Raw genomic sequence first — 26,144 nt, forward strand, 5'->3', positions numbered from 1 at the left:
AATCAGCGGCCCGGCACGAAGGGTTCGGAGCCCTGAGGAACCACGAACGGGATATGTGTGTCGAGAGTACGAAGGAGCCGCCAGTCGCGAAAGCTCCAGGCGCGCCAGTTTTCTTGGCCGGCGCGATAGCGGGCCTCGTCCTGCCCAAGCAAACGGGCGAGTCCGCGGTAAGAGGGAAGGCTGGGCGCATTCGTCTTGCCCTGATACTCGAGGAAGCGATCGAGCGCCGGCCAGGCGCTGGGACCGAGCGAACGCAGATACCAGAAATCGAGCTTAGTGCCCTGGCCGGTCATTTCGAATGAGTGCTCGACATTGTAGCTGGCGATCAGCGCCGCGAAGTTGATGAAGGCGCAGGCATAGAGCGTCATCGAAAGCGTCAGAAGATTGGCGGAAAGCAGCCATTCATTGGATTTTTCGAGTGCGATGCGGGCGATGATCAGGGCAAGGCCCCCCGCCACCAGCCCCATCCAGACGAAGGCGGCGACGCGCCAATAGGTCAGCGCATAGATACCGATATAGAGGTCGAGGCGCAGGATCGACGAGATGACCAGAACGATGTTCTGCGCCACCCAGACATAGACCAGCCGGCGGATGAACGGATCGCCGGAGGTCGCACTTCCCGGCCTAAGCGCCGCCAGGACGAAACCGGCGGCGAGCAGCGCGGTGACGATCAATGGATAGGCGCCGCGATGCGCGTAGGCGGCGTAGGTCAGCCCGTCGGGAAGGGCGATGCCGCCCCACAGATAGGTGGCGTCGAGCGCGGTCTGCACCGCGAACAGGACGTTGAAGACGACCAGCGCGCGAAGAACGGCGGCCTTACCAAAGATGATGTCCTCGATCGCCTTGGCGGGTTTTGTCGTCGTCACCCCGAGGGGGATAGGCAATGCTGGATGCGCAGCTAGCTGCGCAATGCGGCGGAAAAAGCGCGGCAGGCGCGGGCGCAGAAAGGCCCAGACGCCGGCAAGCACGACCAGCCAGAAGGCCAGCCGCGGCAGCTGGATGAGGTCGAGCAGTGCGAGGAGATCGATCAGCGACAGCCAGTATTCGATGACCGGATTGGCGGCGCCGAACAGCGCGAGGAACACTGCGCCTAGGGTCAACGGCATGACCCAGACGGCGATCGCTGTGAGACGGATGCGCTGCCCGCCAAGCCGCCGTGCCGCCTTGCGCCAGCGGAAGAAGTCGTGGACGAACCGGAAGGGTGCTGCGAGCAGGAAGGCAACAAGCTGGCCGGCGATGCGGGCAAGCCCGCGCCGCAGCCGGCCGACCAGCGAAAGCACGAAGACCGCCATAGCCGCCAGCCCGATCGCGACGGACAGCGCACTGACATTTTCGATGAGCGGCAGCAGCGCCACAAGCAAAGCTGCGAGTGCGAGCCACAGAGCGCGGGCGCTGAGCGTCGAAGACTGGATCGCCGCGGCGGCGGCAAGCATAATGCCGAACAGGAAAAGCGTGATGCCGACGGGTTGCCCATAGAAGAAGAAATCCGCCAGCGCGGCAAGCAGGACGGCAACGCCGAATCGCGCGCAATAGCTCGGCGCGGCCGTAAGGAACGATGTCATGATCGGATTTTCTCAGCGGCTTTGATCCGGCCGGCAAACCGGGGCGGAGATTTGCGGATGAAGGGGAAGAGGGTCGCCGAACCATCCGGCCGGGGTGGATCGACAAGCCACCAACCGTCATTGCGGAGCCGATAAGGCAGGGACCAGCGGGGTTTTTCTCGCTCTTGCATACCGACTATATCGTGGATCGGCATGCAGGCGGCGGGGCGGATCCGAGGAGATTTTCGGGAGTTTTATGCAGTTTTTATGCAGGCGAAGACGGCTTGCCTCGACCGGCCGCAGGCGGCATAGATTTGAGATGACTGAAACCTATCGCCCGCGCCGCTCGGTGCTTTACGTCCCGGCCTCGAACGACAAGGCTCTGACCAAGATCTCGTCGCTGGCCTGCGATGCCGTCATCATCGATCTCGAAGATGCCGTCGCCCCGGCCGACAAGGTTTCTGCGCGGGAAAAACTGGCCGGCATCTTCGCCAATCGCCCCGGCCGGCCCTGCGAGCTGGTCGTGCGCATCAACCCGCTCTCCAGCGAATGGGGCGCCGACGATTTGCTGGCTGCGGCACGCTGCGAGCCCGACGCCATCCTGCTGCCCAAGGTCGACACGCCGCGCGATGTTCTGGAAGCCGGCGACGTTCTCGACGACAATTTTTCACCCGACGAGGTGAAACTATGGGCGATGATCGAAACGCCCAAGGCTCTGCTCAACCTCGGCCCGATTGCCGAGCTTGGCCGCGATCCGGCCTCGCGGCTGGTTTGTTTCGTTGCCGGAACGAACGATCTGATCAAGGAGACCGGCATTCTCGCCACGCCCGACCGGCGCTATCTCACACCGTGGCTGATGCAGATGGTGCTCGCCGCGCGCGCCGGTGGCCTCGACCTGCTCGATGGTGTCTTCAATGATTTTCGCGATCTGGACGCTTTTGCGCGCGAATGCGGGGAAGCGGCCGCCATGGGGTTTGACGGCAAGTCGCTGATCCACCCGGCCCAGATCGATGCCGCGAACCGGGCCTTTGCACCATCTGCCGAAGCCGTGGCCGAGGCGCGTGCGGTGAAAGATGCCTTCGCGCTTGCCGAAAATGCTGGCAGGCAAGTCATTGCGCTGAATGGAAAAATGGTCGAGCGGCTGCATCTGGCGCAGGCCGAAAAACTGCTGGCGAACGCGGCCGCCATCGGGGCATTGATTGGCAACCCACCACAGGAATGAAAATGAAACTCTACCGCTTTCTGTCCGGTCCGGACGATTCCAGCTTCTGCCACAAGGTAACGGCGGCGCTGAACAAGGGCTGGCACCTGTTCGGCTCGCCGACCTATTCCTACGACATGGAGGCCAAGGCCATGCGCTGCGGTCAGGCCGTGGTGAAGGATGTCGAGGGCCAGGAATACGGGCCCGACACCAAGCTCAGCGACTGGTAGATTTTGCAAAGCTCCGACGCAGGGGTGTGTTGAGATTCAGGTCAGGCCGCGCCGAGAATGGTGGTTTCCGAGAACCGGAGCGGAGCGTACTTTTGGGTACGTGAGCACCGGAAGCGCAGGAAACTGCCGTTCGCAGGCCGGCATCACCTGAATATCAGCACACTACTCCGCCGCCTCTTCGATCCGCTCCATATCATCGTCCGACAGGCCGAAATGATGGCCGATCTCGTGGATCAGCACATGGGTGACGATGTCGCCCAGCGTCTCTTCGTTCTCGGCCCAGTAGTCGAGAATGGCGCGGCGGTAGAGCGTGACGCGGTTCGGCCCCTCGCCGGTCTGCGGGTTCCAGCGCTCGGCGATGCCGCGCCCCTCAAACAGGCCGAGCAGGTCGAAAGGCGTTTCCAGCGACAGATCGTCCATGATCTCGTCGGTCGGGAATTCGGCGATCTGGATGACGATCTCGCCGGTCAGCTTGCGAAATTCCTCCGGCAGATGGGCGTAAGCCTCCAGCGCCAGGAACTCCATTTCCTCCATCGACGGCGAAAGCTGGTCGTGCCAGGTGCGGGTCTTGTAGATGCGGGCCATGCTTTGTCCTTCTAATCCCGGCATATAGGCTTTCGAGCCGGGCTCGGCAAATGGCCGGGTTGCCGCCTGCGCGCGGGCAGGAATAAATTCCCCATGACTCCGCTTGACTCTTCGGATGCCCTCTGGAATCTATAGGAACATAACAAGAACAATTGTGAGTGGAAGCTGACCGTCATGGCGACAAGCGCCGTGGCGCGGGAGACTGTTTTTGCCCTGCGCCGCCAGATCGCGAAGATCGAGGGAACGCTGCCCGAGCGCCTGGAGGCGCCGGCCGGCGCAGCCCCCGTTGATGCGCCCCAGAATCCAACAGCTGATCTCACAATCGTCCGCCGCGGCCTCGCCGTGGCGCCGCCCGATGCGTTTCTGCGCACCGGCGCCGAAGGTCTCGACACCGCGCTCAGCGGCGGCCTGCCGAAGGCGGCGCTGAGCGAGATCCATGGCGCCGCGACACGTGATGCCGGGGCCGTCGCCGGCTTCGCCATGTCGCTCGTCAGCCTGATCCTCAAACAGGGGCCGCGACTGCCGGTCCTGTGGATCGGCACCGCAGAGGTCTTCCGCGAGGCAGGCTTCCCCTATGCCAGAGGGCTTCATGTCCTTTTCGGCATCGAGCCGGAGCAATTGCTGTTTTCCGAGGCGCCAAGGCTCCTCGATGCGCTGTGGGTCGCCGAGGAAGCCGCCCGGATGACGGCGCTCGCCGCCGTCATCCTCGAAATCCGCGGCAGCCCGCAGCGGCTGGATCTCACCGCGACACGACGGCTGCACGCCCGGGCGCAGAATGCCGGCCGGCCGGTATTCCTGCTGCGCCAGGCCGGCGAGGCCGAGCCGACGGCAGCACCCGTCCGCCTCGTCCTGTCGACGGCGCCATCGGCACCCCGCCAGACGATCGCCGGGCCGCTCGCCAGCTCGATCGGCCGTCCCGCCTTCACCGTCAGCATCGGCAAGAGCCGCACGGCCTTGCCGGGACAATTCACACTGGAGTGGAACCCCGATGAACGCAGTTTCGAGGAAAGAAGGGCCGGGCAAGAACGGGCAAAGAATCCTGTCCCTGTGGTTTCCGCACCTCGCCGCGGAAAGGATCCTGCGGCAGCGTCTGGGGCGGTCCTGGCGTTCGCGGCCGTCGGATCACCTGCCCTTGGTGATCAGCCATCGCCAAGCGAACGCGCAACGCATCGCCGCCCTCGACGAGCGGGCTGAGGCGCTTCATCTGAAGCGCGGCATGGGCATAGCCGACGCGCGCGCCATGCATCCGTCGATCGACGTCGTGGAAGCCGATCCCGAGGCCGACCGCCGCCTGCTCGAGAGCCTCGCCGACTGGTGCGACCGCTATACCCCGCTGGTGGCGCTCGACGCAGCCGATGGCCTGTTTCTCGACGTCACCGGCTGCACCCATCTTTTCGGCGGCGAACGCTCGATGCTGGACGACATCCTGTCGCGCTTTTTCCATCAGGGTTTTGATGTCCGCGCCGGCCTCGCCGCCACACCTGGTGCTGCCTGGGCTGCAGCGCGGTTCGCCAGTGACTGCATCGTCCCCGGTGGCGAGGAGGAAGCGCTTCTCGCACCCTTGCCGCTGGCGGCGCTGCGCATCGAGCCTGACATTCGCGCCAGCCTGGAAAGCGTCGGTCTGCGCACGGCGGGCGCCGTCATGGCAGCACCGCGTGCGCCGCTCGCCCGCCGCTTCGGTGTCTCGCTGCTTTTGCGCCTCGATCAGGCGCTCGGCCGCCTCGACGAGGCCGTGTCGCCGCGCCTGCCGATCGCGCCGCTTTCGGTCGAACGCCATCTCGCAGAACCCATCATGCTGACCGACGAAATAGAGCGGCTGGTGAAAATGCTGGCGACGACTTTGAAGGCGGATCTCGAGCGCCGCGGCGAGGGCGCAAGAAGGCTGGCGCTGCTGCTTTTCCGCGTCGACGGCGCCGTCAGCCGCATCGCCGTCGGCACCTCGCGGCCGTTGCGCGAGCCGCTGCTGATCCAAAAATTGTTTCACGAAAGGCTTGCCGCGCTCGAACAGGACATCGATGCCGGCTATGGCTTCGATCTCGTGCGCCTCTCGGTGCTGTCGGCCGCGGCCTTCGACATGCAGCAGGCGGATCTCGCCGGCGAAACGCGCGACGACGGCGCCGACATCGCCCTTTTCGCCGACCGCATCCGCGCTCGGCTCGGCGACAGCGCGGTTTTGAAACCGGTTGCCGTCGAGAGTCATCTGCCCGAGCGCGCCGTCGCCATGCTTCCCTATGCGGAGGCGCCGCAAAGGATCTCTCCGCCGAAGAAGCCGGACAAGATGAAAGACACTTCCTCCAAGCCTGTCTTTCGGCCGGAACGGCCGATCCGGCTGTTCCGTTCGCCCGAACCGATCGAGGTGCCGGCCACCGAAATGCCTGAGGGACCGCCAATGAACTTCCGCTGGCGGCGGGCTCTCTACCGGGTCGCGCGCGCCGAAGGGCCCGAACGCATCGCCCCGGAATGGTGGCGGGAGGCGGCGGGGCAGGAGGGCGCGCCGACCCGGGATTATTTCCTCATCGAGGATAGCGACGGCCGCCGTTACTGGCTCTACCGCCAGGGTCTCTACGGCACCTCGCACGCCGCGCCGCGCTGGTTCATGCATGGGGTCTTCGCATGAACGCGCTGGCGGCCATTCCCTATGCCGAATTCGGCATCCAGTCGAATTTCTCGTTCCTGCGCGGAGCCTCGAAGCCGGAGGAGCTGGTGGTCGCGGCAAAGTTCCTCGGATTTTCGTCGATAGGGCTTGCCGATCGCAACACGGTGGCCGGCGTCGTGCGCGCCTGGCAGCAGGCCAAGGTGGAAGGTGTTTCCTATCATCCCGGCTGCCGCCTGGTTTTTTGCGATGGCACGCCTGATGTTCTCGCCTATCCGCAGGACCGCAAGGGCTGGGGCCATCTGTGCCGCATGCTGACGCAAGCCAATATGCGCGACGATAGCGAAAAGGGCGCACCGCTTCTCTACCGCGACGACCTTTTCGAATGGGGCGATCTCATGTCCCTGGCGATCCTGCCGGATCTGTCGGCGCCGGCGGCGGATGATCTCACTTTGATTAGCCGGCTCAAGGATCGCTTCGGCAAGAACCTGCGGCTTGCCGTTTCGCCGGATTATCACGGCAACGACCGCTACCGTATAGAACAGGCGGCTGCCATGGCTGGGGCATCAGGCCTTCCGCTGATGGCGACCAACGACGTTCTTTACCATACGTCCGAACGGCGCCGGTTACAGGACGTGCTGACGGCGATTCGCCTCAACGTGCCTATCGCTGAAGCGGGACTGGAACTGGCGGCCAATGCCGAGCGCCATTTGAAGCCGCCAATGGAAATGGCGCGGCTTTTCCGCAGGCATCCGCAAGCACTGGCGGAAACGCTGCGCTTTGCCGGCGAATTGAGCTTCTCTCTCAGTGACCTCCAGTACAACTATCCCGACGAACCGACGGAATCGGGCCTAGGGCCACAGGCCGAGCTGGAAAGGCTGGCTCGAGAGGGAGCGGCGATACGGTACCCCTCAGGCGTTCCCGCCGATGTGACGAAGCGCATCCGGGAAGAGCTCGCTTTGATCGAGCGCCTGAATTACGCGCGCTATTTTCTGACTGTCTACGACATCGTCAAATTCGCCCGCAGCCAGGGCATACTCTGCCAGGGGCGTGGCTCCGCGGCCAACTCGGTGGTCTGCTATTGCATCGGCATCACCGAAGTGGGACCCGAGCGGATCGACTCGCTTTTCGAGCGCTTCATTTCCGAGGAAAGAAACGAGCCACCCGACATCGATGTCGATTTCGAACATGAAAAGCGCGAAGAGGTCATCCAGTACATCTATTCCAAATACAGCGCCAAGCGCACCGCGCTGGCCGCAGCCGTCGTCAGCTACCGGGGCCGGTCGGCGATGCGCGAAGTGGCCAAGGCGATGGGCCTGTCGGACGATGTCCGGAGCGCGCTGTCCAGCTCGATCTGGGGCTGGTCGACATCGGAGCTCGGCGAAAAGGAGACCAGGGCCGGCGGCCTCGATCAAACCGATCCATCGACAAGGCATGTGATCGAATGCGCCAACGAGATCATGGGCTTTCCCCGTCATCTGTCCCAGCATGTCGGCGGCTTCGTCATCACCAGGGACCGGCTCGACGAGATCGTGCCCATCATCAAGACGGCGATGGACGAACGCAAGATGGTCGAGTGGGACAAGGACGATCTCGACGCGGTGAAAATCCTTAAAGTGGACGTGCTGGCGCTCGGCATGCTGACCTGTCTGCAGCGCGCCTTCACCCTGCTTAGGGATTATTATCCGGAGGCACGGGATGACTATGGCCAACCCTATGTGCTGGCCACCCTCCCTGCCGAGGACAAACATGTCTACGACATGATCTGCCGCGCCGACACGATCGGCGTCTTCCAGATCGAATCGCGCGCCCAGATGTCGATGCTGCCGCGCCTCAGGCCGAAAACATTCTATGACCTCGTCATCGAGGTGGCGATCGTGCGGCCGGGCCCGATCCAGGGCGACATGGTCCACCCCTATCTGCGCCGCCGGCAGGGCAAGGAAAAGCCCGAATACCCCAAGCCGGAACTGGAAGAGATACTCGGCAGGACGCTGGGCGTGCCGCTGTTCCAGGAACAGGCGATGAAGATCGCCATCGTCGCCGGCGGCTTCAGGCCGGGCGAGGCCGATGAACTGCGCCGCGCCATGGCCACCTTCAAGCGCACCGGCACGATCGGCAATTATCGCAAGCGGATGGTCGATGGCATGATGAAGAGGGGGTACGAGAAAGACTTCGCCGAGCGCTGCTTCAAGCAGATCGAGGGTTTTGGCGAATACGGCTTTCCCGAAAGCCATGCCGCCTCCTTCGCCCTGCTGGTCTATGCCTCCTGCTGGTTCAAGACCTTCTATCCCGACGTGTTCTGCGCCGCGATCCTGAACTCCCAGCCGATGGGATTCTATCAGCCGGCTCAGCTTGTCCGCGACGCGCGCGACCATGGCGTCGAAATCCGCGAGGTCGACGTCAATTTTTCCGGTTGGGACTGCGCATTGGAGGACGCACCCTTCGACCCGGCCCGCATCCTCGGCCGCCATGCCGGAATGCGCGGCGTCATCCGGACCAATCATGCCGTCCGGTTGGGTTTTCGCCAGGTCAAGGGCCTGTCGAAGGAGCGCATGGAGGTGTTTGTCGCCAGACGCGGCGACGGCTACGCAACCGTTCGCGATGTCTGGCTGCGTTCAGGCCTCTACGTCGATGAGATCGAGAAACTGGCGCAAGCCGACGCGTTTCGTTCGCTCGGCCTCGACCGCCGCGACGCCCTGTGGGCGGTCCGCGCGCTCGACGGCAGGAGTGCCGCTGAGACCCTGCCGCTGTTCGACCGGCCGGCGATCCGCTTGCGCGACCTCGAGCCCGAGACCAGGCTCCCGACAATGCCGCTCGGCGAGCATGTCGTCCACGACTACCGTTCGCTCGGCCTGTCGCTGAAGGCGCATCCGCTTGCCTTTCTGCGCCAGCGGCTGGATCGATCCGGCGTCACGCCCAATGCGCGCCTCGGCCAAGTTCGGGACGGCAAGCGCGTTTCGGTCGCCGGCCTTGTCCTGGTGCGGCAGCGGCCGGGTAACGCCAAAGCGATTTTCCTGACGCTGGAAGACGAGCAAGCGGTGGCCAACGTCATTTTCTGGGAAAGAACCTTCAACCGCTACCGGCCCATTGTCATGGGCGCGCGGCTGGTGCGTGTCACCGGCAAACTGCAGTCGGAATCGGACGTCATCCATATCGTCGCCGAGAAGGTCGAGGATTTGACGCCCTGGCTGTCCGTGCTTTTGGAGGAGAAGCCCGACGTACCCGTCGTGCAAAACGGCCGGCAGGATATCGCGACACTATCGGGGAAGGCAGAAAGGGTCATGCCCAAGGGGCGGAATTTTCAGTAGGGGATGTGTCGGCGGGACAGCGCTCCCCTCTGCCCTCCCCCACAAGGGGGGAGATTGGCAGCTTTGGCGCTCCGCTCACTCCTGCGACGGTGATGATTGGCGAAAGCGGCGGTAACGGCCGATCTCCCCCCTTGAGGGGGAGATGTCCGGCAGGACAGAGGGGGGCGCGAAGGATCACCACGCTTCAAGATGGTCCACCCAGGCGCGGCGGCAATCCGTCCTCGAAGGGGAGCGAACGCGCCTCCGAAGGCAGCATGATCGGGATGCCGTCACGCACCGGATAGGCAAGCCGTGCGACCCTCGAGATAAGCTCGCCGCGCTCTGGATCCCAGGTAAGCGGGCCCTTGGTCAGCGGGCAGGCCAGCAATTCCAGCAGCTTGGGATCGACATTGGCCTTCTTTCCATCACGCCCATCCACCATTCGGTCTGTCCTTCTCTGGGGGCAATCACTTCCGGTTTTCGCGTTCGTCCTCAATCTTCGGGCGTTTGCGCTGCCCCTCACCTGCCTGCCGGCATCCTCTCCCCGTATAGTGACGGGGAGAGGGGCGCTCGTCGATGGTTTCGCCAATCACCCGCGTAGCAGAATGTCCGCTAAGGTTGCCGACAGCCCCTTCTCCCCGTCCCTATACGGGGAGAAGTGCCCGGCAGGGCGATGAGGGGCGGCGCCGACTTCCGCAATTGGCTCTGCGTCCTTCCACTTTGCCTACTGCAGACTCGAGCCGAAATCCTCGTTTTCGCGCGCCAGCGCTATTTCGGTGATGGCGATCAGCGTTTCGGCGCGTGTCTTCAGGTCCGCCGCTTCGAGCAGCGCCTGTTTCTCGGCCGGCCCATAGGGAGCCATCATCGATAGCGCATTGACCAGCATGGCATTTTCGGCGCGGCTGACGCTTTCCCAGTCGGCTTCAAGATCGTTGGCCTGCAAATAGGCGCGAAACGCCTTGAGCAGCGCCGGCCGGTCGATCCCGGCCTCTGCCTGATCTTCATCGAGATCGGTGAGAAAGGGCGCAAACCGGCACTGGCGGAAGGGCGTCTTGACCGCGAGCTCCTGCACGATACGGAACCGGCACACACCTTGCAGCGAAATCAGGTAGCGGCCGTCGCCGCTCTCGGAAAGCGCGATGATGCGTCCGGCGCAGCCGACATTGCAAAGCGCCGGCTCGCCGTCGGGACGCCGCGCGCCGTCGAGGCTGGGCTGTATGACGCCGATCAGCCGCGGTCCGGCGATCGCCTCGTCGACCATCTCCAGATAGCGCGGCTCGAAAATGTTGAGCGGCATGCGGCCGCCCGGCAGCAGCAGGGCGCCTTCAAGCGGGAAGATCGGAACCGTCGGCGGCAAATCCGTATCGAGCCGGTAATGCGCGTTTCCCGCCTGCACGTCAAACCTCCGCTCGCTCCCTCAAGAAGCGCATCAAGCCCGCCGTCCCCCCGCAACCTGACCCAAAATCGTCACCAGACCCAAAATCGTCACCAGGCGAAGAACGGATCAGGCCTCCTAATCTGGCGCAGCCGTCGTCGACCGCAAGGCCGTCAAGCAAAAACAGATGCGGGCTCAGGAAAACAACAGCGACGACAATTTGCGCCGCGCCGCCAGCGTTGCCTCGTCGGTCATGCCCCATGCCTCGAAGAACTGCAGCAACTGCGTCTTGGCGCCGTCGTCGTTCCACGAGCGATCGGCTTTGACGATCGCCAGGAGATTGTCGGCTGCGGCCATGCGCTCGCCGTTGGCGTTCTGGATCATGGCAAGATCGAACCGTGCCTGGTGGTCCCCGGGGTTCTCAGCCAGGCGCCGCTCGAGCTCGGCCGGATTGCCAAGTGCAGCTGCCTGCGCGGCAAGCGCCATCTTGGCGCGCAGTGCGGCGAGCGGCGGCGCATCCTTCTTGGCTTCCGGCGCCCGCGCCAGCACGGCTTCGGCGCCTTCGGCATCGCCAGCCTCGAACAGCAGATCGCCAAGCCCGGCAATCGCCTCGATCGTGTCCGGCGCCTGTTCCAGGATCGCCTCGTAGATGTCCGCCGCAGTCTGTACATCGCCGGCGGCGCGCGCCTCCGCGGCCGCGGCAAGCGCCTCGGCCACCTGCGGCGCACCATTACCCTTGCCGCCGACCTTCTGGATGAACGCGGCGATCTGGCTCTCGGGAATGGCGCCCATGAAGCCGTCGACCGGCTGGCCATCCCTGAAGGCGATGACTGCCGGTATCGACTGGATGCCGAGCTGTCCGGCAATCGAAGGATGGTCGTCGATATTCATCTTGACCAGCTTGACCTTGCCGCCAGCGGCCGTGACCGCCTTTTCCAGCAGCGGCGTCAGTTGCTTGCATGGCCCGCACCATGGCGCCCAGAAATCGACCAGCACCGGCTGACGGCGCGATTCCTGGATGACGTCGGCTGCAAATGTGGCGGTCGTCGTATCCTTGATGACGTCGACAGCGACAGGCGACTCGCTGCCAAGCGCGACTTTCGCCGAAGTGGCGTCAGCGCCGCCATACTGCACTGTGGTGGCATACTGTCCGCCATTGCCGCCAAATGGGCCGCCAAATTGATTGTTGTCGCTCATCTCGTACCCTTTCGGTCGCGCCGCCAGCCAGCGGCCCGGCGCAAGGTCCTTAATTCTCAGTCAGAAGTCGGTTTATCGTCATCCATGTGGCGATCATGCCGTGACTTTCAAGATAACAGCATCATGCCCGGTTGCCTCGACGAATTTGACGAGGTCGGCGGCGGCGATCGATGTCGTCGCCTCATTGGTCAGCGGATGGGCATTGATGACCGCATGGCCCATCAACTCCTGGTCGAGAACGACCTTGACCCGCAACTCTGTATCGTTGATCACGCCGAACACCGTGACCCCACCCGGTACGACGCCGAGAAGCTCCATCAGCATCTCCGGCTTACCGAAGGAAACGCGCCCGGCGGCGCCGATGACATGGTGGATCTGCCTGAGATCGACCACCGCCTCCTCGCCGACGCTGACCAGGAAGAAATTGTCCTTCTTGTCCTTGAGGAACAGGTTCTTGGTGTGCCCACCGGCGATTTCTCCACGCAGCGCCTGCGAATCGGCGACCGTGAACAGCGGCGGATGGCGCAAGGTCGACACTTCGATCCCGAGATCGGCGAGAAAGGCAAAAAGCTCGGCTTCGGATTTCGGCATGGTGTTTCTTGTGGGGCCTTCTTGTTGTCGCGGTTTGGATCATGCCGTTTACGGCCAATGACGCGGCCGAGACAAGACCGTTGCGCGGCAAGGCTGCCGATTGCGTTCCTATCCACGCTAGGGAAGGCTCGTTTACGTCGCCGGGTGCGGCCAAAAAACCTGCGATTTCCCTGTTGCAATCGCCGCGCCCTTCAGCCATATAGGCGCGGCTTGCGGCCCAAAAAGCCGCGCGAGCGGGTGTAGCTCAGGGGTAGAGCACAACCTTGCCAAGGTTGGGGTCGAGCGTTCGAATCGCTTCACCCGCTCCAAATCTTCTTTAGATTTGAAAAGCTTAAAGGGCCCGGGTATCCGGGCCTTTTTGCTGTCTGGCGCCGGGGCGGTGCCGTGCCGCTCACTGCACGATGCCCATTAGATGCTCACCGTGGGGCCCTCTTCCAGATATCACGCTTTGCTGGCCAAGCACCGGGTCGTGGACCTCCTAGTTAAGCCGAGATGCACCAGTAGCAGTGCGCAGGCTACCAGAAAAGCGCTCTGCTAAGGCCTATTACACAAGCCGCTGTCGCGTTGGTCAATCTTCAGGTAGTCTGTAGAGCGAAATTGGCACAAGTCGGGAGCACTACGTTGTCGCCGCTGCTAAGGGAATGGCCGGGACTGTTCCTATCGTCGCTTCTATTGCTGGCGACGGCTGTCGCCGCCCCGACGCAGGAAACCAACATCGGATCGCCTTCCGATACAGCCGCGACGCTGGCCAACAATGTCGCCGAGCTACGCATATTTTTGACGGAAGATTCCGGGACGGTTCGGGGCGAGATGGCAACTGCTCGCCCATCCAATGTAGCGGAGCTCTCATTGGCGATGGAGGAAGGAACCGTCACATTTCGCGACGATGGCGCCGGGCCGGATCGAGTCAAGGGCGACGGCGTGTTCAGCGCGCGTTTCAAGTTTGACACGACGGCCGAGTTCGAAGCGCTGCGCGCCGGCCTTAGGGCGACGATCGACGTTCTGCGCGATCCAGGCCAGGACATCCTAATCCGTCGAGGGCCGCGCGACATCGTGACCGCGGCTGACGCGATCCGGGATGCCGAGCTCAAAACGCCCGAAATCCTGAAGAAAGCGCGCCAGGAGGCGGAGCGGGCAGCGCGCCTGCTGGACTTCCAGGACCCGTTGAGGGCCGCCAAGGCCCTCGACATCAACGTCGCGACGACACCGTTCCAGCGTCTGCCGGGGTCCCGATTCGACCCTTTGGAGCGCAAGCAATTCAAGGTCGAATATCTCTTCGATTTCCCGATCTTCACCACGTTTCCGCCGCCCGCACCGCGCGTCGCCATCGACCGTGATCGCTCGCTGCTGATTACCGCGAAAGACGTGATCGAGGATGACGAGTTCAGCTTCGATGCTTGCACCGGAACCGGCTCGCCCGGCGGGCCGTGGAGCTTCGGCCACCTGATGCGCGAGTTGGCACATGGCACCGGCCTTACGCCCGAGGAATTCACACTGCACTGGCTGTTGAGTTGGCGACTCCCTCATGAGGTCAACGGCTGGACCGTCCCGGCGCGCCATCAGCAGCTGCAACATTTCATCGACGGGTGGCGCGGACTGTCCCCCAGCGGGCTGCTCGATGTCGACTACTTCCCGGCGCGGCTTCTCGCCATAGTGAACCGACCCGACCTTGCAGACCGTATCGGTTTCGGCGCCGGGGGCAGTGCAGGAGAGGGGCGGCTGGTATTCGGCTTGATGACCGGCTCCTGTACGCCAGCGAGCTTTACAGTGATCTTCGAATACGGCATCGCTGCCAATTCCTGCATAGAGGTCAAGGCATGGCAACAACGTTGGAAAGATCTTGACCAGTTTGACGTCGGCACTGCCGACTACAATGAGGCGCTCGAATCCGTTACCCGCGCCTTCACCGATCATGGATCGAATCCGGGTCAGCGTCCCAATACGAGTTCGCTCAGTCAGATGAGGACCAACGAGAATCAGCTCGCCAGTGGTTGGGACATGCGCGAGTTCCGCCTTGAGGATACCGGTCTGCTCGATCTTGTCCCTGTGAAGCAGACGCCGCACAATGATTTCAACGGCAAAGGGATCCTACTGGACTATTTCGTCATCAACGAAGCCGACATTCTCAATGACCGGCATGTTGTTGGGGAGCGCTTTCCGGACGATGTCGATCCGTTCCTGGGCGCCGTTTCAAACACCTTGTTCCCTATATACTTCTGGTCAGCCCCAGATCTCAATAGCCTCAACGACCCGGTCGAGACGCGCCGCAAGTTTTCGCTCGCCACCTGCAATGGCTGCCATGCAGGTGAAACGGGCACCCGATTCACCCATATCGGAAACGAAGGCAGACGCGAAATGGACCAGCCTGCGGAACTCTCCGGGTTTTTGCGGGGCGAGACCGTCACCGTGCCGATGAGCGGGGGCGCCACGCAGCGCTATGAGGATTTGACAGAGCGCGAGACTGTCATGTCGGAGCTTCTCGATCGTTCCTGTTTCTGGCTCCTAGCCTTTCAGCAATCCCCGTTCGTCCACTGAAGACGTCGGTCCGCCTTCAGTGATGCTCGGCCGTCACTTGATGGCACTGTGCCTGGAATGATAGTTTGGCCGGGGCGTTGGCCTCCGCCCTGCGGACTAGCATGGTTAGTTTTGTCACCGCGGGTGGGGAACGCGATGCTTATGTATTGGCGCCGCCGCGAGGTATGGCGGGGCAATCCTCTTTTCAGTGTTCGGAATACTCAAGTGTGCGTGCGACCGGACCGAGCCGGCTTGAGCTCTCGGACTTACTTGAGATCCAATTTTTTCAAGAGGAGGAACCAAATGGCAAAGCTTAAGATCTTCGAAGGTAATGACCCTGATGGAGGCCTGCCGAACAGGCAAGGATATATCGATGTCGCCACCAATTTGATCGCTGATTTCAGCGATTTTGAAGATGCTGGTGACAGGGATAAATCAGATTTACTCCAAGGTTACGCAGGGTCGGCCATTATATATCAACTGACGAGGACTACTCCTGAAGTCGACGAACCAATTGACAGAAATAATTGTAAGGTGACTATCGTACCTGACGGTAGAAAGAAAGCTAGCGGCACCTTCGGGAAACATAATATTGTATTGCCCGAAATGGAAGCGAGCGATCCTCCCCTGGATACTGGTTACCTCGCAGAACACGTGAGGGCAATTAGTGAGCTATACGGCGCCGGTACCTCGCCAGAAGTGGACCAAGCCTGCAAATTCCTGTTCGGATTGATGCTGCTCACCCGCTGCCGTTGAGGCGGCCTTAGATCAGCCGGCGGGACCTGCTTTTGGGACCGCCGGCCATTGTTCGCGCCATGGCCCACTGAGCCAGTCAACACGTCACTTGTCCCTAAAACGAAACGACCCGTCTCAAACGTGAGCGCGGGTCGCGCTATTGTTTGCGAGGATCATTCTGCCTGGCATAGTTGCTCCAGATCTCGCCGATCCTCGTCCCGCTTGATGGGGAAGGCTTCTACAAACCAGCGCAAAATCTCCTTCGGCGTCGGGGGCTTGGGCCCTGCCCAGGCCGCAGCAACAGACGTGTGCAATTGCATCAGCGCCGCACGAGCTTCATCCGTTCTGCCTAACTTGCGCAGGGCGGCAGTTTTCCAACCAGCGGTGTCGACGATCGCATTCCTCGACCGGTCGGCGGCCGCTACAGCGCCTTCGAAATCTCCGGCAAAATAACGGATTACCGCGATGTGAGACCACTGGTAGTCCAAAAACATGGATGTCAAATCCATTGCACGCTCCAGCAGGCGCGAGGCAGGATCGACGCGGCCCATGAAAGCCATACCTAGAGCGGCCGAGACCAAAGTTTTCGGACTGTTAGGGTTGAGTTCAGCGGCTAGTTCGTAGTGCACTTCCGATTGTTCGAAGTGTCGGGTCATGGCTGTTGACCAGGCGACGACCAAATGATTGCGTGCGTCCAGGGGATCGAGGGCCACAGCGCGCTGGGCCAGTTCAGCTGTCCGCTTCGTTATGGAAGGATCGGCAGCAATTCCCGGTCGGATGAATTGCCGTGCATTGTGGATGCTGGCCAGACTGGCATAGGCGGGAGCAAAGTTCGGGTCGGCAGCGATTGCACCTTCGAACAGCCGTTCGGCCTCGTCGTCGGCATCTGGTGTCCAGCGAGTTAGTAAATCCTCGCCGCGCAACCAAGCATCATAAACACCGAGGTTTTGCGGGAGGCCCCTGACTTGCCGGGACAGCCTGTCATGTGAAAGGTAAACCTCTAGAGTTGAGGCGATTTTTCCGACTAACTGCTTCTGCAGAGATAGCCAGTTGCCGAGCGAAAACCTAAAAGACTCACTCCAAATGACCTGGTTCGTGTTGGGATCGCTTACCGATACGACCAATTGCATATCATCTTGGTGGTCCACGCATTGGGCTGTCAGTAGATAGTCCGTGTCGGGACCTTCGATCGCGCCATCCTTCAACTCGACGACTGTGAACTCCCGAAATTTGGACAAATTGACGATTAGTTCCGAGCGGAATCCCCATACCAGAAGAGAGATTTTCTTAGTTCGCGTCTCGAATTTTCCGACCGCGAGCGCTGGCGCGGGTCCGCTCGGCCGCGGTGGTTTCCCTCTGCTCAACAATTGCGGGCCCGGATCCTTAAGCGCCTCTGCCAAAGCCGTCGTTTCCATGCTAGGCAGCAACTGATATCGTTCGCGCAGAAGATCGCGCAGATTTTCATAGACGCGCATTGCAGCGGCGACATTCTGCAGTTCTGCATGGTGGCGGATGAGACAGCGCGCAGCGCGTTCATGGCTAGGTTCGAGTACTAAGAGGGCATTTGCTGCCCTGCGCATTGCAGGTTCGGAAATCTCGAAGCGTTCCAGCATGGCCTCTAAGGCCTCCAATGCGTGGTCACGCCAGTTGTGCCTGGTCACGCTCAGCCATGCGCTGAATAGGTCGCTGGTGTCTTCTAGGCCATATAAGATCGCCTCGGACCAATCCGATCGTTTGAGCAGCAGGTCGTCAATCTTGCCCTCTCCAAGATCATTCAACATGCGAACGACATCGACGGTTATGCGCGAGGGGCTCAACCCGATAATATTTCCGCGTCTGAGAATTCCTGCCGCGGAGCCACCCGCAATTGATCTGTCCGCGATCTGTAGGCAGTTCGCCATCGCACGCCGAGCGGCTACCGGGCCACGTTCTGGCCAGATCAAGGTAGCCAGCCGGTCATGCACCTCCTGAAAATTGCGGGACAGTGCGAGGTATCCAATCAGTGCCTGCGCTTTCGGGGAACGCAATGCGATTGCTTCGCCATCTTCCCTGTAAAGGCCAAGCCCATCAATGACCGAAATCAGTCGCTGATGGCCGTTGTCCGGGACATCAGCAAGGTTGGAGGCAACCACGTTGTAGAGCGTCAGCGGCTCAGGCATGTTCTTCAAAGCGGGCCGCCCGGCGAACCGAAACCGCCACCGCCCGGTGTTGCGGGCCGCCCAATAGACGTCTTGCGTCACACACACACCGCCTGGCTCGGCCATAGCCTGCACCCGAGCAGCCACGTTTATCGCATGGCCAAACACGTCGCCCTCACGGCGATGAACCTCTCCAATATGCAATCCGATCCGGAACCGACTGTAAAACGCTCTCCTGTCTAGGAGGTCAGCTAGGCTACCCTGCATGAAAAGGGCGTAGTCGATGGCGTTCGATACACCGTCGAACAGTATCAGGACCCCGTCGCCGGTCGTCTTAATGAACTCGGCGCCGAATTCCTCGCAATGGGTTTGGAAGAGTTGGAAACACTGCGAAACGAGATCCAGTGTTCCAAGTTCGTCGGCGGCGGTTAGCTGGCTATATTGAGCCAGATCCGCAAACAGGATTGATTTAAGGGTCGCTCGCTCCGATCTCGCTTGCATAGTCGCCGCTGATGCCCTGTCGAATGTGCTATTCTGCTCTCCAATGCGGGCTTAGTCGACGATACAACGAACCGATGGCAATTGCTTTCATAGATGGGTGTAGCGAGCTCGCCAGAGTCGGCGAGCTGTTCGACGTGATTAACCTGCCTATGACGGATGTTCCGGCTCACTTCGCTATCGCGATCCCTAAGAATGCTTTGTTGCAAATGCCGGCAACGCCGCGCTCAGCAATGCCCGAAACTGGCAGGCTGGCGAGCGGCCGAGGATTGAGCATGGACGACTGCCGGGCGAGTTGCCTTGGCGAGGCAGCCGAACTCTTCAGTTGCTGCTCATGGGGTGATGAGCCGTTGATCACCGCTACAGTCGACGAGATCGGGTCAGCGGCAATCGCTCCTGAAAGCCTGAACGGCTTCAGTTCCCATCAGATCGTCGCCCGCGGTGTATGGAACAAAGAAAATATTGGCTTTGATTGGCGACCGCCGATCAGGGATGAATCTGCCGCGCTGGACTGGCTGAAGGTTGAAGATGCATTTGGGGGGGATGGGGCGTTCATACCAGCAGACTTTGCTTTCATAGGACGGAAAGAGGCCGGCGAGGAGGGCGCGGTCGCCATCGGCGATAGCAGTGGGTGCGCTGCAGGGCCGAGTGCGGACGCTGCGAAACTGGCGGCTATCTTGGAGCTAGTCGAGAGGGATGCGACAGGTCGCTGGTGGTATGGAAGAAGGCAGCGCCAAATAATTGATCCCTCCTGTCTCTCGGGCATCGATGCTCTTGTTGACTGGCTGTGGGATCGCGAGCGTCGAACCTGGCTCTTCGACATCACCTCGGACATCAATATCCCGGTGATTGCCGCCGCTTCTGCTGAACCGGAAGGCAAAGACGTCTCGCTAGGCTTTGCTGCGGGCAAAAACCTACAGTCCGCTGCGACAGCTGCCTTGACGGAGATGCTTCAAATGGAGATTTCGCTCGGGGCTTCACGAGTGCTTGGCGACGAAGCTGGCGCTTGGTCGCGATGGCGAGAGAAAGCCTCTATGAAAACGCCACCTCTGAATATGGCCCCGATCCAACACGTCGCGCCAAGTCTACCTCATCCAGCGGTTGAACGTGACCTATCCGACGTGCTCAACGCCTTGGCGCATAGAGGAATCGATTTGTGGTTTGCAGAAATGACCCGCGCGGAAATCGGGATTCCCGTGTTTCGCGCCGTATCTACCCTGCTTTGTCACTACAAACCACGGTTCGGACGCGCACGTCTCTTTGCCCCCGATGCCCGCGATCTAAGCTTCGATACCAGCTCGCCCGCCGACCAGCCGTTGCTTTTAGTTTAGTATTGGCAGCATGAGCAAGTAACCAGGATGGTCTAACCTTAAGGTCTGCACCAGCCTTTGCCGCGCTTTGTTCGCCGCTCGGAATACGCCGCCCAATAGAGCTAGGACCTTTGCTTTTCAATTTCGGACCAAGGTCCCTTGCGGACGGGCGCATTTAGACGAAACTGGCTGAACAGTGGACCATCACATTAGAGAGTCCTCATATTCATAGTCCGGAACCATCCTGGCGGGAGGGCGGCTCGAAGGAGGAATCATGAAAACTCGAACCAGTCTCTTCGCAACGGTCGCCGCTCTCGCCCTTGTCGCATCTCCAGTCCTCGCCGGACCCGGCGGCAATGGCAATGGCAAGGGTAACGGCGCAAGCAACGGCAATGGCGGAAATTCGGCCGCGGCCGGATCGCAGGGACACGGAGCCGCAACGTCTGCGGCGGCCAGGGATAAGTCCACGACCGGAATTGCTCATGCAATGGCTGTCGTTTCTACGACGCCGGCCTCAGCGCAGGCCACCTTGTCCTTGCAGGCAGCCTTGGACAAGTTCCTGGCAAGAAAGGCCGATCCGGCAGAGACTTCCGACGACACCTCCGGCGAAATTCCTGACGCAGCCGAATAGTATTGCAAACCATGCGCTGCTCGGCGGTGCATCGCAGTGTCGAGATTCTTAGCCAGTTGGCAGGCTCCTTCATCTGTTCGGCCGATGCCATGGGTCAAGGAAAAGCCGACATTTAAGCCTGATCCCTAGGGATCCCTGGAACGGTCCTGCCCCTACAGACTGTCCAGAGAGCACCACCGGCTTCGGGCCGGTGGTGCGTCTTTGCGTGGGCGCTCAATTGGCCACTAACCGTGGCCGTTTTGGTGCCGGGCCGACCTGGCTGGGAACTATCTTGCGCCCGCGCCTCTGCGGAAATCCGACGGCGACATGCCGGCCAGCTTGCGGAACGATTTGTTGAAGGCGCTGAGCGAGCCGAAGCCGGAGTCCATGGCGACGCGCAGCACGTTGGCGTCCTGGTGCATCAGCAGCGCCTGCGCGTAGCTGAGCCGCAACAGGTTGACATATTCGTTGAGCGTCATGCCGGTCGATTTCTTAAAGATGCTCATGGCGTATTTGGGATGGATGTCGGCCGCCGCCGCGATATCAACGCAGTCGACGTCGTAGAGGAAATTCTCCGCGATGAAGTCGCACATGCGCCCGACATTGCGCAGGGATTGCTGATCGAAGGGACTGCCTGGTTCCTGCTCGATCGGGGTTTCGGGTACCAGCCGGTAAGGCTCGAAGCGCACCCGCTCCAGCCGCAGCAACAGCTCGTTGACGGCGTGCTCGGCCTTGCCCGGATCGCCCGACCGAACATAGCGGTTCCAGCGCTCGAAATTGTGGTCGTCCGACCGGTCGGTGGCGCCGGTCACCAATGTCGCGCCTGTCATCAGCCGGTTGCGGACGTCGGCGGGAAGATGCAGCCGGAAGAAGTGCACCAGCGGCAGATGCGCGCCGGCATAGACGGCGTCGTCCGACGCTTCGTCCATCTGGTGCGGCAGGCCGCCCCAGAACAGGCACATGTCGCCGGCCGAAAGCGAGATCTCGTGCTCATCCATCCGGTAGTGCACGGCGCCGCGGACGATGAAATTCACCTCGACCTGGGCATGCCAGTGCGGCTTCAGCATCACCAGAGGCTCGGTGTGAAACATCTGCAGCAGCAGCGGCAGACCCTCCACGCTGCTGGCGCCAGGCTGATAAAACGGCCTTTCTGGCATCTTACTTTCCGCCAATTTTTTATTCCTTTTGTCGCGGACAAGCCTCTCCCAGTGCCTAGTCTAGGCACGCTCGCGATGAGAGAGCAAATGAAATGGGAGGATTTCAATGCGCACCATACTGACCTGCGCCGCGCTCGCGCTTGCCCTGGGCTCTGCCCCGGCCTTTGCGCAATCCGGCGAAATCACGATCTGGAGCTGGAACGTCGCCGCTTCATCGCTGAAGGCCACCATAGAAGGCTTCAACAAGCAATTCCCCGACATCAAGGTCACGGTCCAGGATCTCGGCAACCAGCCGACCTACGACAAGTCGATCGCCGGCTGCGCCGCCGGTGGCGAGGGGCTGCCGGATATCGTGACGATCGAGAACGGCGAGGCCGAGAACTACTGGAGCCAGTTCCCGGACTGCTTCGTCGACCTCCACACGCTGGGCTATACGGCCGAAGACCAGGCAAAATTCCCCGATTTCAAGCGCACCGAGCTCGAAGTGGAAGACAAGGCCTATGCGATGCCGTGGGATTCGGGCCCGGTGGCGATGTACTACCGCCGCGACTTCTATGAGAAGGCCGGCGTCGATCCGAGCTCGATCAAGACCTGGGACGATTTCATTGCCGCCGGCAAGAAGATCCAGGACGCCAATCCCGGCGTGACGATGACCAACGCCGATTTCAACGGCGACTCCGAATTCTTCCGCATGATCTCCAACGAGCAGGGCTGCGCCTATTTCGCCGCCGACGGGCAGTCGATCACCGTCAATCAGCCGGCCTGTGTGGCGTCGATGACCAAGATCAAGGAGATGAAGGACGCCGGCATCATCACCTCGGCCGACTGGAGCACCAAGATCACCAACAACACCGCCGGCACCGTAGCCACCCAGATGTATGGCGGCTGGTATGAGGGCACCATACGCACCGAGTCGCCCGACGGCAGCGGCAAATGGGGCGTTTATCTGATGCCGAGCCTCACTGCCGACGGCCCGCGCGCCGCCAATCTCGGCGGTTCGTCGCTCGCCATCACCTCGGTGTCCAACAACAAGGAGGCCGCCTACGCCTACCTGAAATACTCGCTTGCGACCAATGAGGGCCAGATAGCGATGCTGAAGGGTTTTGGCCTCGTGCCGTCACTGATCTCGGCGCTCGATGACCCCTATGTCAGCGAACGCCAGCCCTATTGGGGCGGTCAGGCGGTGTGGAAGGAAATCCTCGGCACCTTGCCCAAGGTCGTCCCCAGCCGCGGCACCCCGTTCCAGAGCGACGCGGAAATCATCGTCCGCGCGGTGCAGACCAAATATCTGGGCGGTGGCTACCCCGACGCCAAGGCGGCGCTCGACGATGCCGCAAGCCAGATCGCCTCGGCGACCGGCCTGCCGGTCGAAGAGTGATCTGGAGTTCGGGTGATGCCGAGCCGAAGTCGAAGACGGGTTCGGAGCGCCTCCTTTCTGGGACGTTTGCGCTGCCCCTCACCTGCCTGCCGGCATCCTCTCCCCGTATAGTGACGGGGAGAGGGGCGCTCTCATCAATGGTTTCGCCAATCAGCAACGTTGCAGAATGCACGCCCAGATTGCGGCCCGTCCCTTCTCCCCGTCACTATACGAGGAGAAGTGCCCGGCAGGGCGATGAGGGGCAGCGCCGAGATCGACAAGTGGTCCTCACCAGAAGTCCATGAACCACCGGTTGCAGCCGCATCATTAACCCCGCGTTCCAGCGCGAGACAGGAAGGAGAAAGAATGCGCTATCAGAACGCCACGGCGTATCGCTTCCTCGCACCCTATCTGCTGATCTTCTCGATCTTCTGGCTGTGGCCGATCATCAGCTCCTTTCTGATCTCCTTCCAGGCGACGCGCACTGTGCCGTGGCGGTTCGCGCCCACCTTCAACTGGGGCCGGTTGACCGGCGACCCCGCCTTCTTCAACGCGCTGAAAAACACGCTGCTCATCCTCGTCATCCAGGTGCCGGTGATGATCACTTTGGCGATCGTCATGGCCGTGCTGCTCAATTCGCCTCTGCTCAAGGCCCGTGGCCTGTTCCGTTTCGCCTTCTTCGCCCCGGTCGTGGTCGGTGAAGTTGCCTATTCCGCGGCGTTCCGGCTGATGTTCAATCTCGATTACGGCATCATCAACAAGCTGCTGAACAGCGTCGGCCTGCCCCGTATCGACTGGTTTTCCAACGTCACGCCGGCGATGGCGGTCATCATGATCGCGGTGACCTGGCGCTGGGCCGGCTACAACGCCATCATCCTGCTCGCCGGCCTGCAGTCCATCCCCCAGGACGTCTACGAGGCGGCGACGCTGGACCGCGTCAGCAAGCTTAAGCAGTTCTTCTACATCACCCTGCCGCTGCTCAAGCCGATCATCGTGTTCTGCGCCGTGCTGTCGATCATCGGCACCATGCAGCTGTTCACCGAGCCCTTCCTGATCACCGAGCGCGGCGGACCGGGCGGCGGCACCGAAACGCTCGGGCTGCTGCTTTACCGCCAGGGCTTCCGATCGCTCAACTTCGGCTACGCCTCGGCCATCGCCTACACCATGGCCGGGCTGGCGATCGCCATCTCGCTGGTGCAACTGTGGCTGACGAGGGATCCGAAATGAGCTCGCGTTCCTCTTCAAAACTGGGGCGCAGCATCGCGCTGCATCTGTTCCTGACGCCGCTGGCGCTGATCTGGCTGTTTCCGCTGTGGATGATGGTGATCTTTTCGACCATGCCCGACAGAGGCATTTTTAGCCCCAGTATCGAGCTTTTGCCGCACGGCAGCTTCCTCGACAATGTCAACAATTTGCAGCGCGACACCAATTTCATCGGCGCCATCGGCATCTCCGTCTCGGTGGCGGTGACCTACACGTTCCTGTCGGTGCTGCTCACTTCGATGGCCGGCTGGGCGCTGGCGCGCTACCAGTTCTTCGGCAAGGGCGTGGTCGTCGCCATCATCCTCGGCACCATCACGCTTCCCTACGCTGTGGTGCTGATCCCGCAATTCATCATGGTGGCGCGCGACTTCAAGCTCGCCAACACCTGGGTGGCGCTGATCGTGCCGCCGCTCTTCAATTCGCTCGGCGTGCTGTTCATGCGGCAGAGCTTCTCGATGATGCCGGGCGATCTGTTCGACGCCGCTCGGGTCGAGGGGGTCAAGGAATGGCGGATCTTCCTGTTCGTCGCACTGCCGCTGGCGCGGCCGATGCTGGCGGCGCTCGCCATCATCCTGTTCCTTGCTTCCTGGAACAACTATCTCTGGCCGCTGCTGATCAATTCCAAGCCCGGCGCGATGACGGCGCCGGTAGCGCTCGGCACGCTGATCGGCCTCACCAAAGTGTCATGGGGCGGCATCATGGCGGGCGCCGTGATGCTCACCGTGCCGATGCTCGTCGTGTTCGTGCTCTTGCAGCGCCATTTCGTCGCCGGCATTGCCGCCGGCGCCATCAAATAGGATCAGCATGGCAGCGGTCACACTCAAAAATGTCGTCAAGCGCTTCGGCAGCTTTCATATCATTCACGGCGCTGATATCGACGTCGAGGACGGCGAATTCGTCGTCTTCGTCGGCCCCTCCGGCTGCGGCAAGTCCACGCTGCTGAGGATGATTGCCGGGCTCGAGGACATCAGCGGCGGCGAGATCGCCATCGGCGGCAAGGTGGTGAACAATATCGAGCCTGCCGACCGCGGCATCGCCATGGTGTTCCAGTCCTACGCGCTCTACCCGCATATGAGTGTCGAGCAGAATTTGAGCTTCGGGCTCAGGATGAACGGCAATCCGAAGGCTGACACCGAGCGGCGGGTGAAGCGTGCCTCCGAGATCCTCCGCATCGCCGAGCTGATGAAGCGGCGTCCGCGACAATTGTCGGGCGGCCAGCGCCAGCGCGTCGCCATCGGCCGCGCCATCGTGCGCGAACCGCAAGTGTTCCTGTTCGACGAGCCGCTCAGCAATCTCGACGCCGAGCTCAGGGTGCAGATGCGGGTCGAGATCTCGCGCCTGCACAAGGAGCTCGGCGTCACCATGATCTATGTGACGCACGACCAAACCGAAGCGATGACGCTGGCCGACAGGATCGTCGTGCTAAACGCCGGAAATATCGAGCAGATCGGCGCGCCGCTCGATCTCTATGACGACCCCGCCAACCGCTTCGTCGCCGGTTTCGTCGGCTCGCCGAAGATGAATTTCATGGCGGCGAAAGTGGTCGAGGCCGGCGACGGTGCAGCGACCGTCGAACTCGCCAACCATTGTGGCGCCAAACTGCGCAAGCCGCTTTCGGGTGCCCCGCCAGCAGTCGGCAGCGAGGTCGTGCTCGGCGTCCGGCCAGAGCATTTCTTCGAGGCCGGCGAAGGCGATTGCGACATCGCCGTCAAGGCCGATGTCGCCGAGCATCTCGGATCGGTGAGCTATGTCTATGCCAGTGCCGGGGCCAACCCGGGGACCAATGCCGGACGAGAGGAACTGATCATCGAGCGCGAGGCATCGCGGCAGCGGGCGACTGGCGACCACATGGTGGTGTCGATCAAGGCCGGCCGGTCGCTTCTCTTCGACAAGTCAGGTGCCCGCATTCGCTAGTGCAAGTCGCCCAAAAGCCCTCGGGCGTGAACCGCGCAGCGGTTTGGG

General features: G+C 61.8%; 21 protein-coding genes and 1 tRNA gene. 14 read left to right on the forward strand and 8 right to left on the reverse strand.

The window, feature by feature from the left end:
• Positions 1–2: 2 nt before the first annotated feature.
• Complete coding sequence (locus tag AC0L25_RS18200) at positions 3–1,562, reverse strand: DUF4153 domain-containing protein (RefSeq protein WP_473596781.1); 1,560 nt, start codon at positions 1,560–1,562, stop codon at positions 3–5.
• Positions 1,563–1,860: 298 nt separating this feature from the next.
• Here AC0L25_RS18200 and AC0L25_RS18205 point away from each other — a divergent pair, with 298 nt between their 5' ends.
• Together AC0L25_RS18205 and AC0L25_RS18210 are read left to right on the forward strand one after the other, a co-directional pair.
• Positions 1,861–2,763 (forward strand): HpcH/HpaI aldolase/citrate lyase family protein, encoded by a 903-nt coding sequence (locus tag AC0L25_RS18205; protein WP_473596782.1) that lies wholly within the window; start codon positions 1,861–1,863, stop codon positions 2,761–2,763.
• Positions 2,764–2,765: 2 nt separating this feature from the next.
• Entirely contained in the window at positions 2,766–2,972 is a 207-nt protein-coding gene (locus tag AC0L25_RS18210; RefSeq protein ID WP_473596783.1) for a DUF1737 domain-containing protein, read from the forward strand.
• Between the two features lie 162 nt (positions 2,973–3,134).
• Here the strand turns inward: AC0L25_RS18210 and AC0L25_RS18215 are convergent, their stop codons facing one another.
• Positions 3,135–3,557 carry a metallopeptidase family protein gene (locus tag AC0L25_RS18215; RefSeq protein WP_095495668.1) on the reverse strand — a complete coding sequence of 141 codons (423 nt, stop codon included), beginning with the start codon at positions 3,555–3,557 and terminating at the stop codon, positions 3,135–3,137.
• A 174-nt stretch (positions 3,558–3,731) separates the two neighbouring features.
• Here AC0L25_RS18215 and AC0L25_RS18220 point away from each other — a divergent pair, with 174 nt between their 5' ends.
• Genes AC0L25_RS18220 through AC0L25_RS18230 form a run of 3 tightly spaced genes read left to right on the forward strand, consistent with a single transcriptional unit; the run spans position 3,732 to position 9,458 of the window.
• A complete protein-coding gene (locus AC0L25_RS18220) occupies positions 3,732–4,751 on the forward strand; it encodes an ImuA family protein (protein WP_473596784.1) in 1,020 nt (339 codons plus the stop codon).
• Complete coding sequence (locus AC0L25_RS18225) at positions 4,693–6,174, forward strand: DUF6504 family protein (RefSeq protein WP_473596811.1); 1,482 nt, start codon at positions 4,693–4,695, stop codon at positions 6,172–6,174. Before AC0L25_RS18220 ends, AC0L25_RS18225 begins: the two co-directional genes overlap by 59 nt.
• Positions 6,171–9,458 carry an error-prone DNA polymerase gene (locus tag AC0L25_RS18230; RefSeq protein WP_473596785.1) on the forward strand — a complete coding sequence of 1,096 codons (3,288 nt, stop codon included), beginning with the start codon at positions 6,171–6,173 and terminating at the stop codon, positions 9,456–9,458. Before AC0L25_RS18225 ends, AC0L25_RS18230 begins: the two co-directional genes overlap by 4 nt.
• A 184-nt stretch (positions 9,459–9,642) precedes the next feature.
• Here AC0L25_RS18230 and AC0L25_RS18235 read toward each other — a convergent pair whose 3' ends face one another.
• From AC0L25_RS18235 to AC0L25_RS18250, 4 genes are all read right to left on the reverse strand, one after another.
• The gene (locus tag AC0L25_RS18235) at positions 9,643–9,879 is read right to left on the reverse strand and encodes a Trm112 family protein (RefSeq protein WP_095520024.1); all 237 of its coding nucleotides are present in this window, start codon (positions 9,877–9,879) and stop codon (positions 9,643–9,645) included.
• A 282-nt stretch (positions 9,880–10,161) separates the two neighbouring features.
• Positions 10,162–10,833 carry an LON peptidase substrate-binding domain-containing protein gene (locus AC0L25_RS18240; protein ID WP_473596786.1) on the reverse strand — a complete coding sequence of 224 codons (672 nt, stop codon included), beginning with the start codon at positions 10,831–10,833 and terminating at the stop codon, positions 10,162–10,164.
• 174 nt (positions 10,834–11,007) lie between these two features.
• Positions 11,008–12,009: a thioredoxin gene (trxA, locus tag AC0L25_RS18245; protein WP_473596787.1), complete on the reverse strand. Its 1,002-nt coding sequence runs from the start codon at positions 12,007–12,009 to the stop codon at positions 11,008–11,010.
• Between the two features lie 93 nt (positions 12,010–12,102).
• Positions 12,103–12,600 carry a prolyl-tRNA synthetase associated domain-containing protein gene (locus AC0L25_RS18250; protein WP_473596788.1) on the reverse strand — a complete coding sequence of 166 codons (498 nt, stop codon included), beginning with the start codon at positions 12,598–12,600 and terminating at the stop codon, positions 12,103–12,105.
• A gap of 233 nt (positions 12,601–12,833) precedes the next feature.
• Here AC0L25_RS18250 and AC0L25_RS18255 point away from each other — a divergent pair.
• The 3 genes from AC0L25_RS18255 (at position 12,834) to AC0L25_RS18265 (ending at position 15,870) form a co-directional block, all read left to right on the forward strand.
• Positions 12,834–12,908, forward strand: a tRNA-Gly gene (locus AC0L25_RS18255).
• A gap of 364 nt (positions 12,909–13,272) precedes the next feature.
• Positions 13,273–15,135: a choice-of-anchor X domain-containing protein gene (locus AC0L25_RS18260; RefSeq protein ID WP_473596789.1), complete on the forward strand. Its 1,863-nt coding sequence runs from the start codon at positions 13,273–13,275 to the stop codon at positions 15,133–15,135.
• Between the two features lie 282 nt (positions 15,136–15,417).
• Entirely contained in the window at positions 15,418–15,870 is a 453-nt protein-coding gene (locus tag AC0L25_RS18265; protein WP_473596790.1) for a hypothetical protein, read from the forward strand.
• Positions 15,871–16,022: 152 nt separating this feature from the next.
• On the opposite strand, the gene AC0L25_RS18270 is transcribed toward AC0L25_RS18265, so the two are convergent.
• Positions 16,023–18,488 (reverse strand): adenylate/guanylate cyclase domain-containing protein, encoded by a 2,466-nt coding sequence (locus tag AC0L25_RS18270; protein WP_473596791.1) that lies wholly within the window; start codon positions 18,486–18,488, stop codon positions 16,023–16,025.
• A 74-nt stretch (positions 18,489–18,562) separates the two neighbouring features.
• Between AC0L25_RS18270 and AC0L25_RS18275 the strand changes: the two genes are divergently transcribed.
• Together AC0L25_RS18275 and AC0L25_RS18280 are read left to right on the forward strand one after the other, a co-directional pair.
• Positions 18,563–19,816 (forward strand): YcaO-like family protein, encoded by a 1,254-nt coding sequence (locus AC0L25_RS18275; RefSeq protein ID WP_473596792.1) that lies wholly within the window; start codon positions 18,563–18,565, stop codon positions 19,814–19,816.
• A gap of 253 nt (positions 19,817–20,069) precedes the next feature.
• Entirely contained in the window at positions 20,070–20,426 is a 357-nt protein-coding gene (locus AC0L25_RS18280; RefSeq protein ID WP_473596793.1) for a hypothetical protein, read from the forward strand.
• Positions 20,427–20,692: 266 nt separating this feature from the next.
• On the opposite strand, the gene AC0L25_RS18285 is transcribed toward AC0L25_RS18280, so the two are convergent.
• Positions 20,693–21,562: a helix-turn-helix domain-containing protein gene (locus AC0L25_RS18285; RefSeq protein ID WP_473596794.1), complete on the reverse strand. Its 870-nt coding sequence runs from the start codon at positions 21,560–21,562 to the stop codon at positions 20,693–20,695.
• A gap of 106 nt (positions 21,563–21,668) precedes the next feature.
• Between AC0L25_RS18285 and AC0L25_RS18290 the strand changes: the two genes are divergently transcribed.
• The 4 genes from AC0L25_RS18290 to AC0L25_RS18305 all read left to right on the forward strand — a co-directional run bounded on the left by AC0L25_RS18290 (position 21,669) and on the right by AC0L25_RS18305 (position 26,096).
• Positions 21,669–22,940: an ABC transporter substrate-binding protein gene (locus AC0L25_RS18290; RefSeq protein ID WP_473596795.1), complete on the forward strand. Its 1,272-nt coding sequence runs from the start codon at positions 21,669–21,671 to the stop codon at positions 22,938–22,940.
• 345 nt (positions 22,941–23,285) lie between these two features.
• Positions 23,286–24,146, forward strand: a complete 861-nt coding sequence (locus tag AC0L25_RS18295) for a carbohydrate ABC transporter permease (RefSeq protein WP_473596796.1) — start codon at positions 23,286–23,288, stop codon at positions 24,144–24,146.
• The gene (locus AC0L25_RS18300) at positions 24,143–24,979 is read left to right on the forward strand and encodes a carbohydrate ABC transporter permease (protein ID WP_095484812.1); all 837 of its coding nucleotides are present in this window, start codon (positions 24,143–24,145) and stop codon (positions 24,977–24,979) included. Before AC0L25_RS18295 ends, AC0L25_RS18300 begins: the two co-directional genes overlap by 4 nt.
• Positions 24,980–24,986: 7 nt before the next feature.
• A complete protein-coding gene (locus tag AC0L25_RS18305) occupies positions 24,987–26,096 on the forward strand; it encodes an ABC transporter ATP-binding protein (RefSeq protein ID WP_473596797.1) in 1,110 nt (369 codons plus the stop codon).
• The last annotated feature ends 48 nt before the right edge of the window (positions 26,097–26,144 follow it).

The sequence above is a fragment of the Mesorhizobium sp. WSM4813 genome, assembly GCF_055811555.1.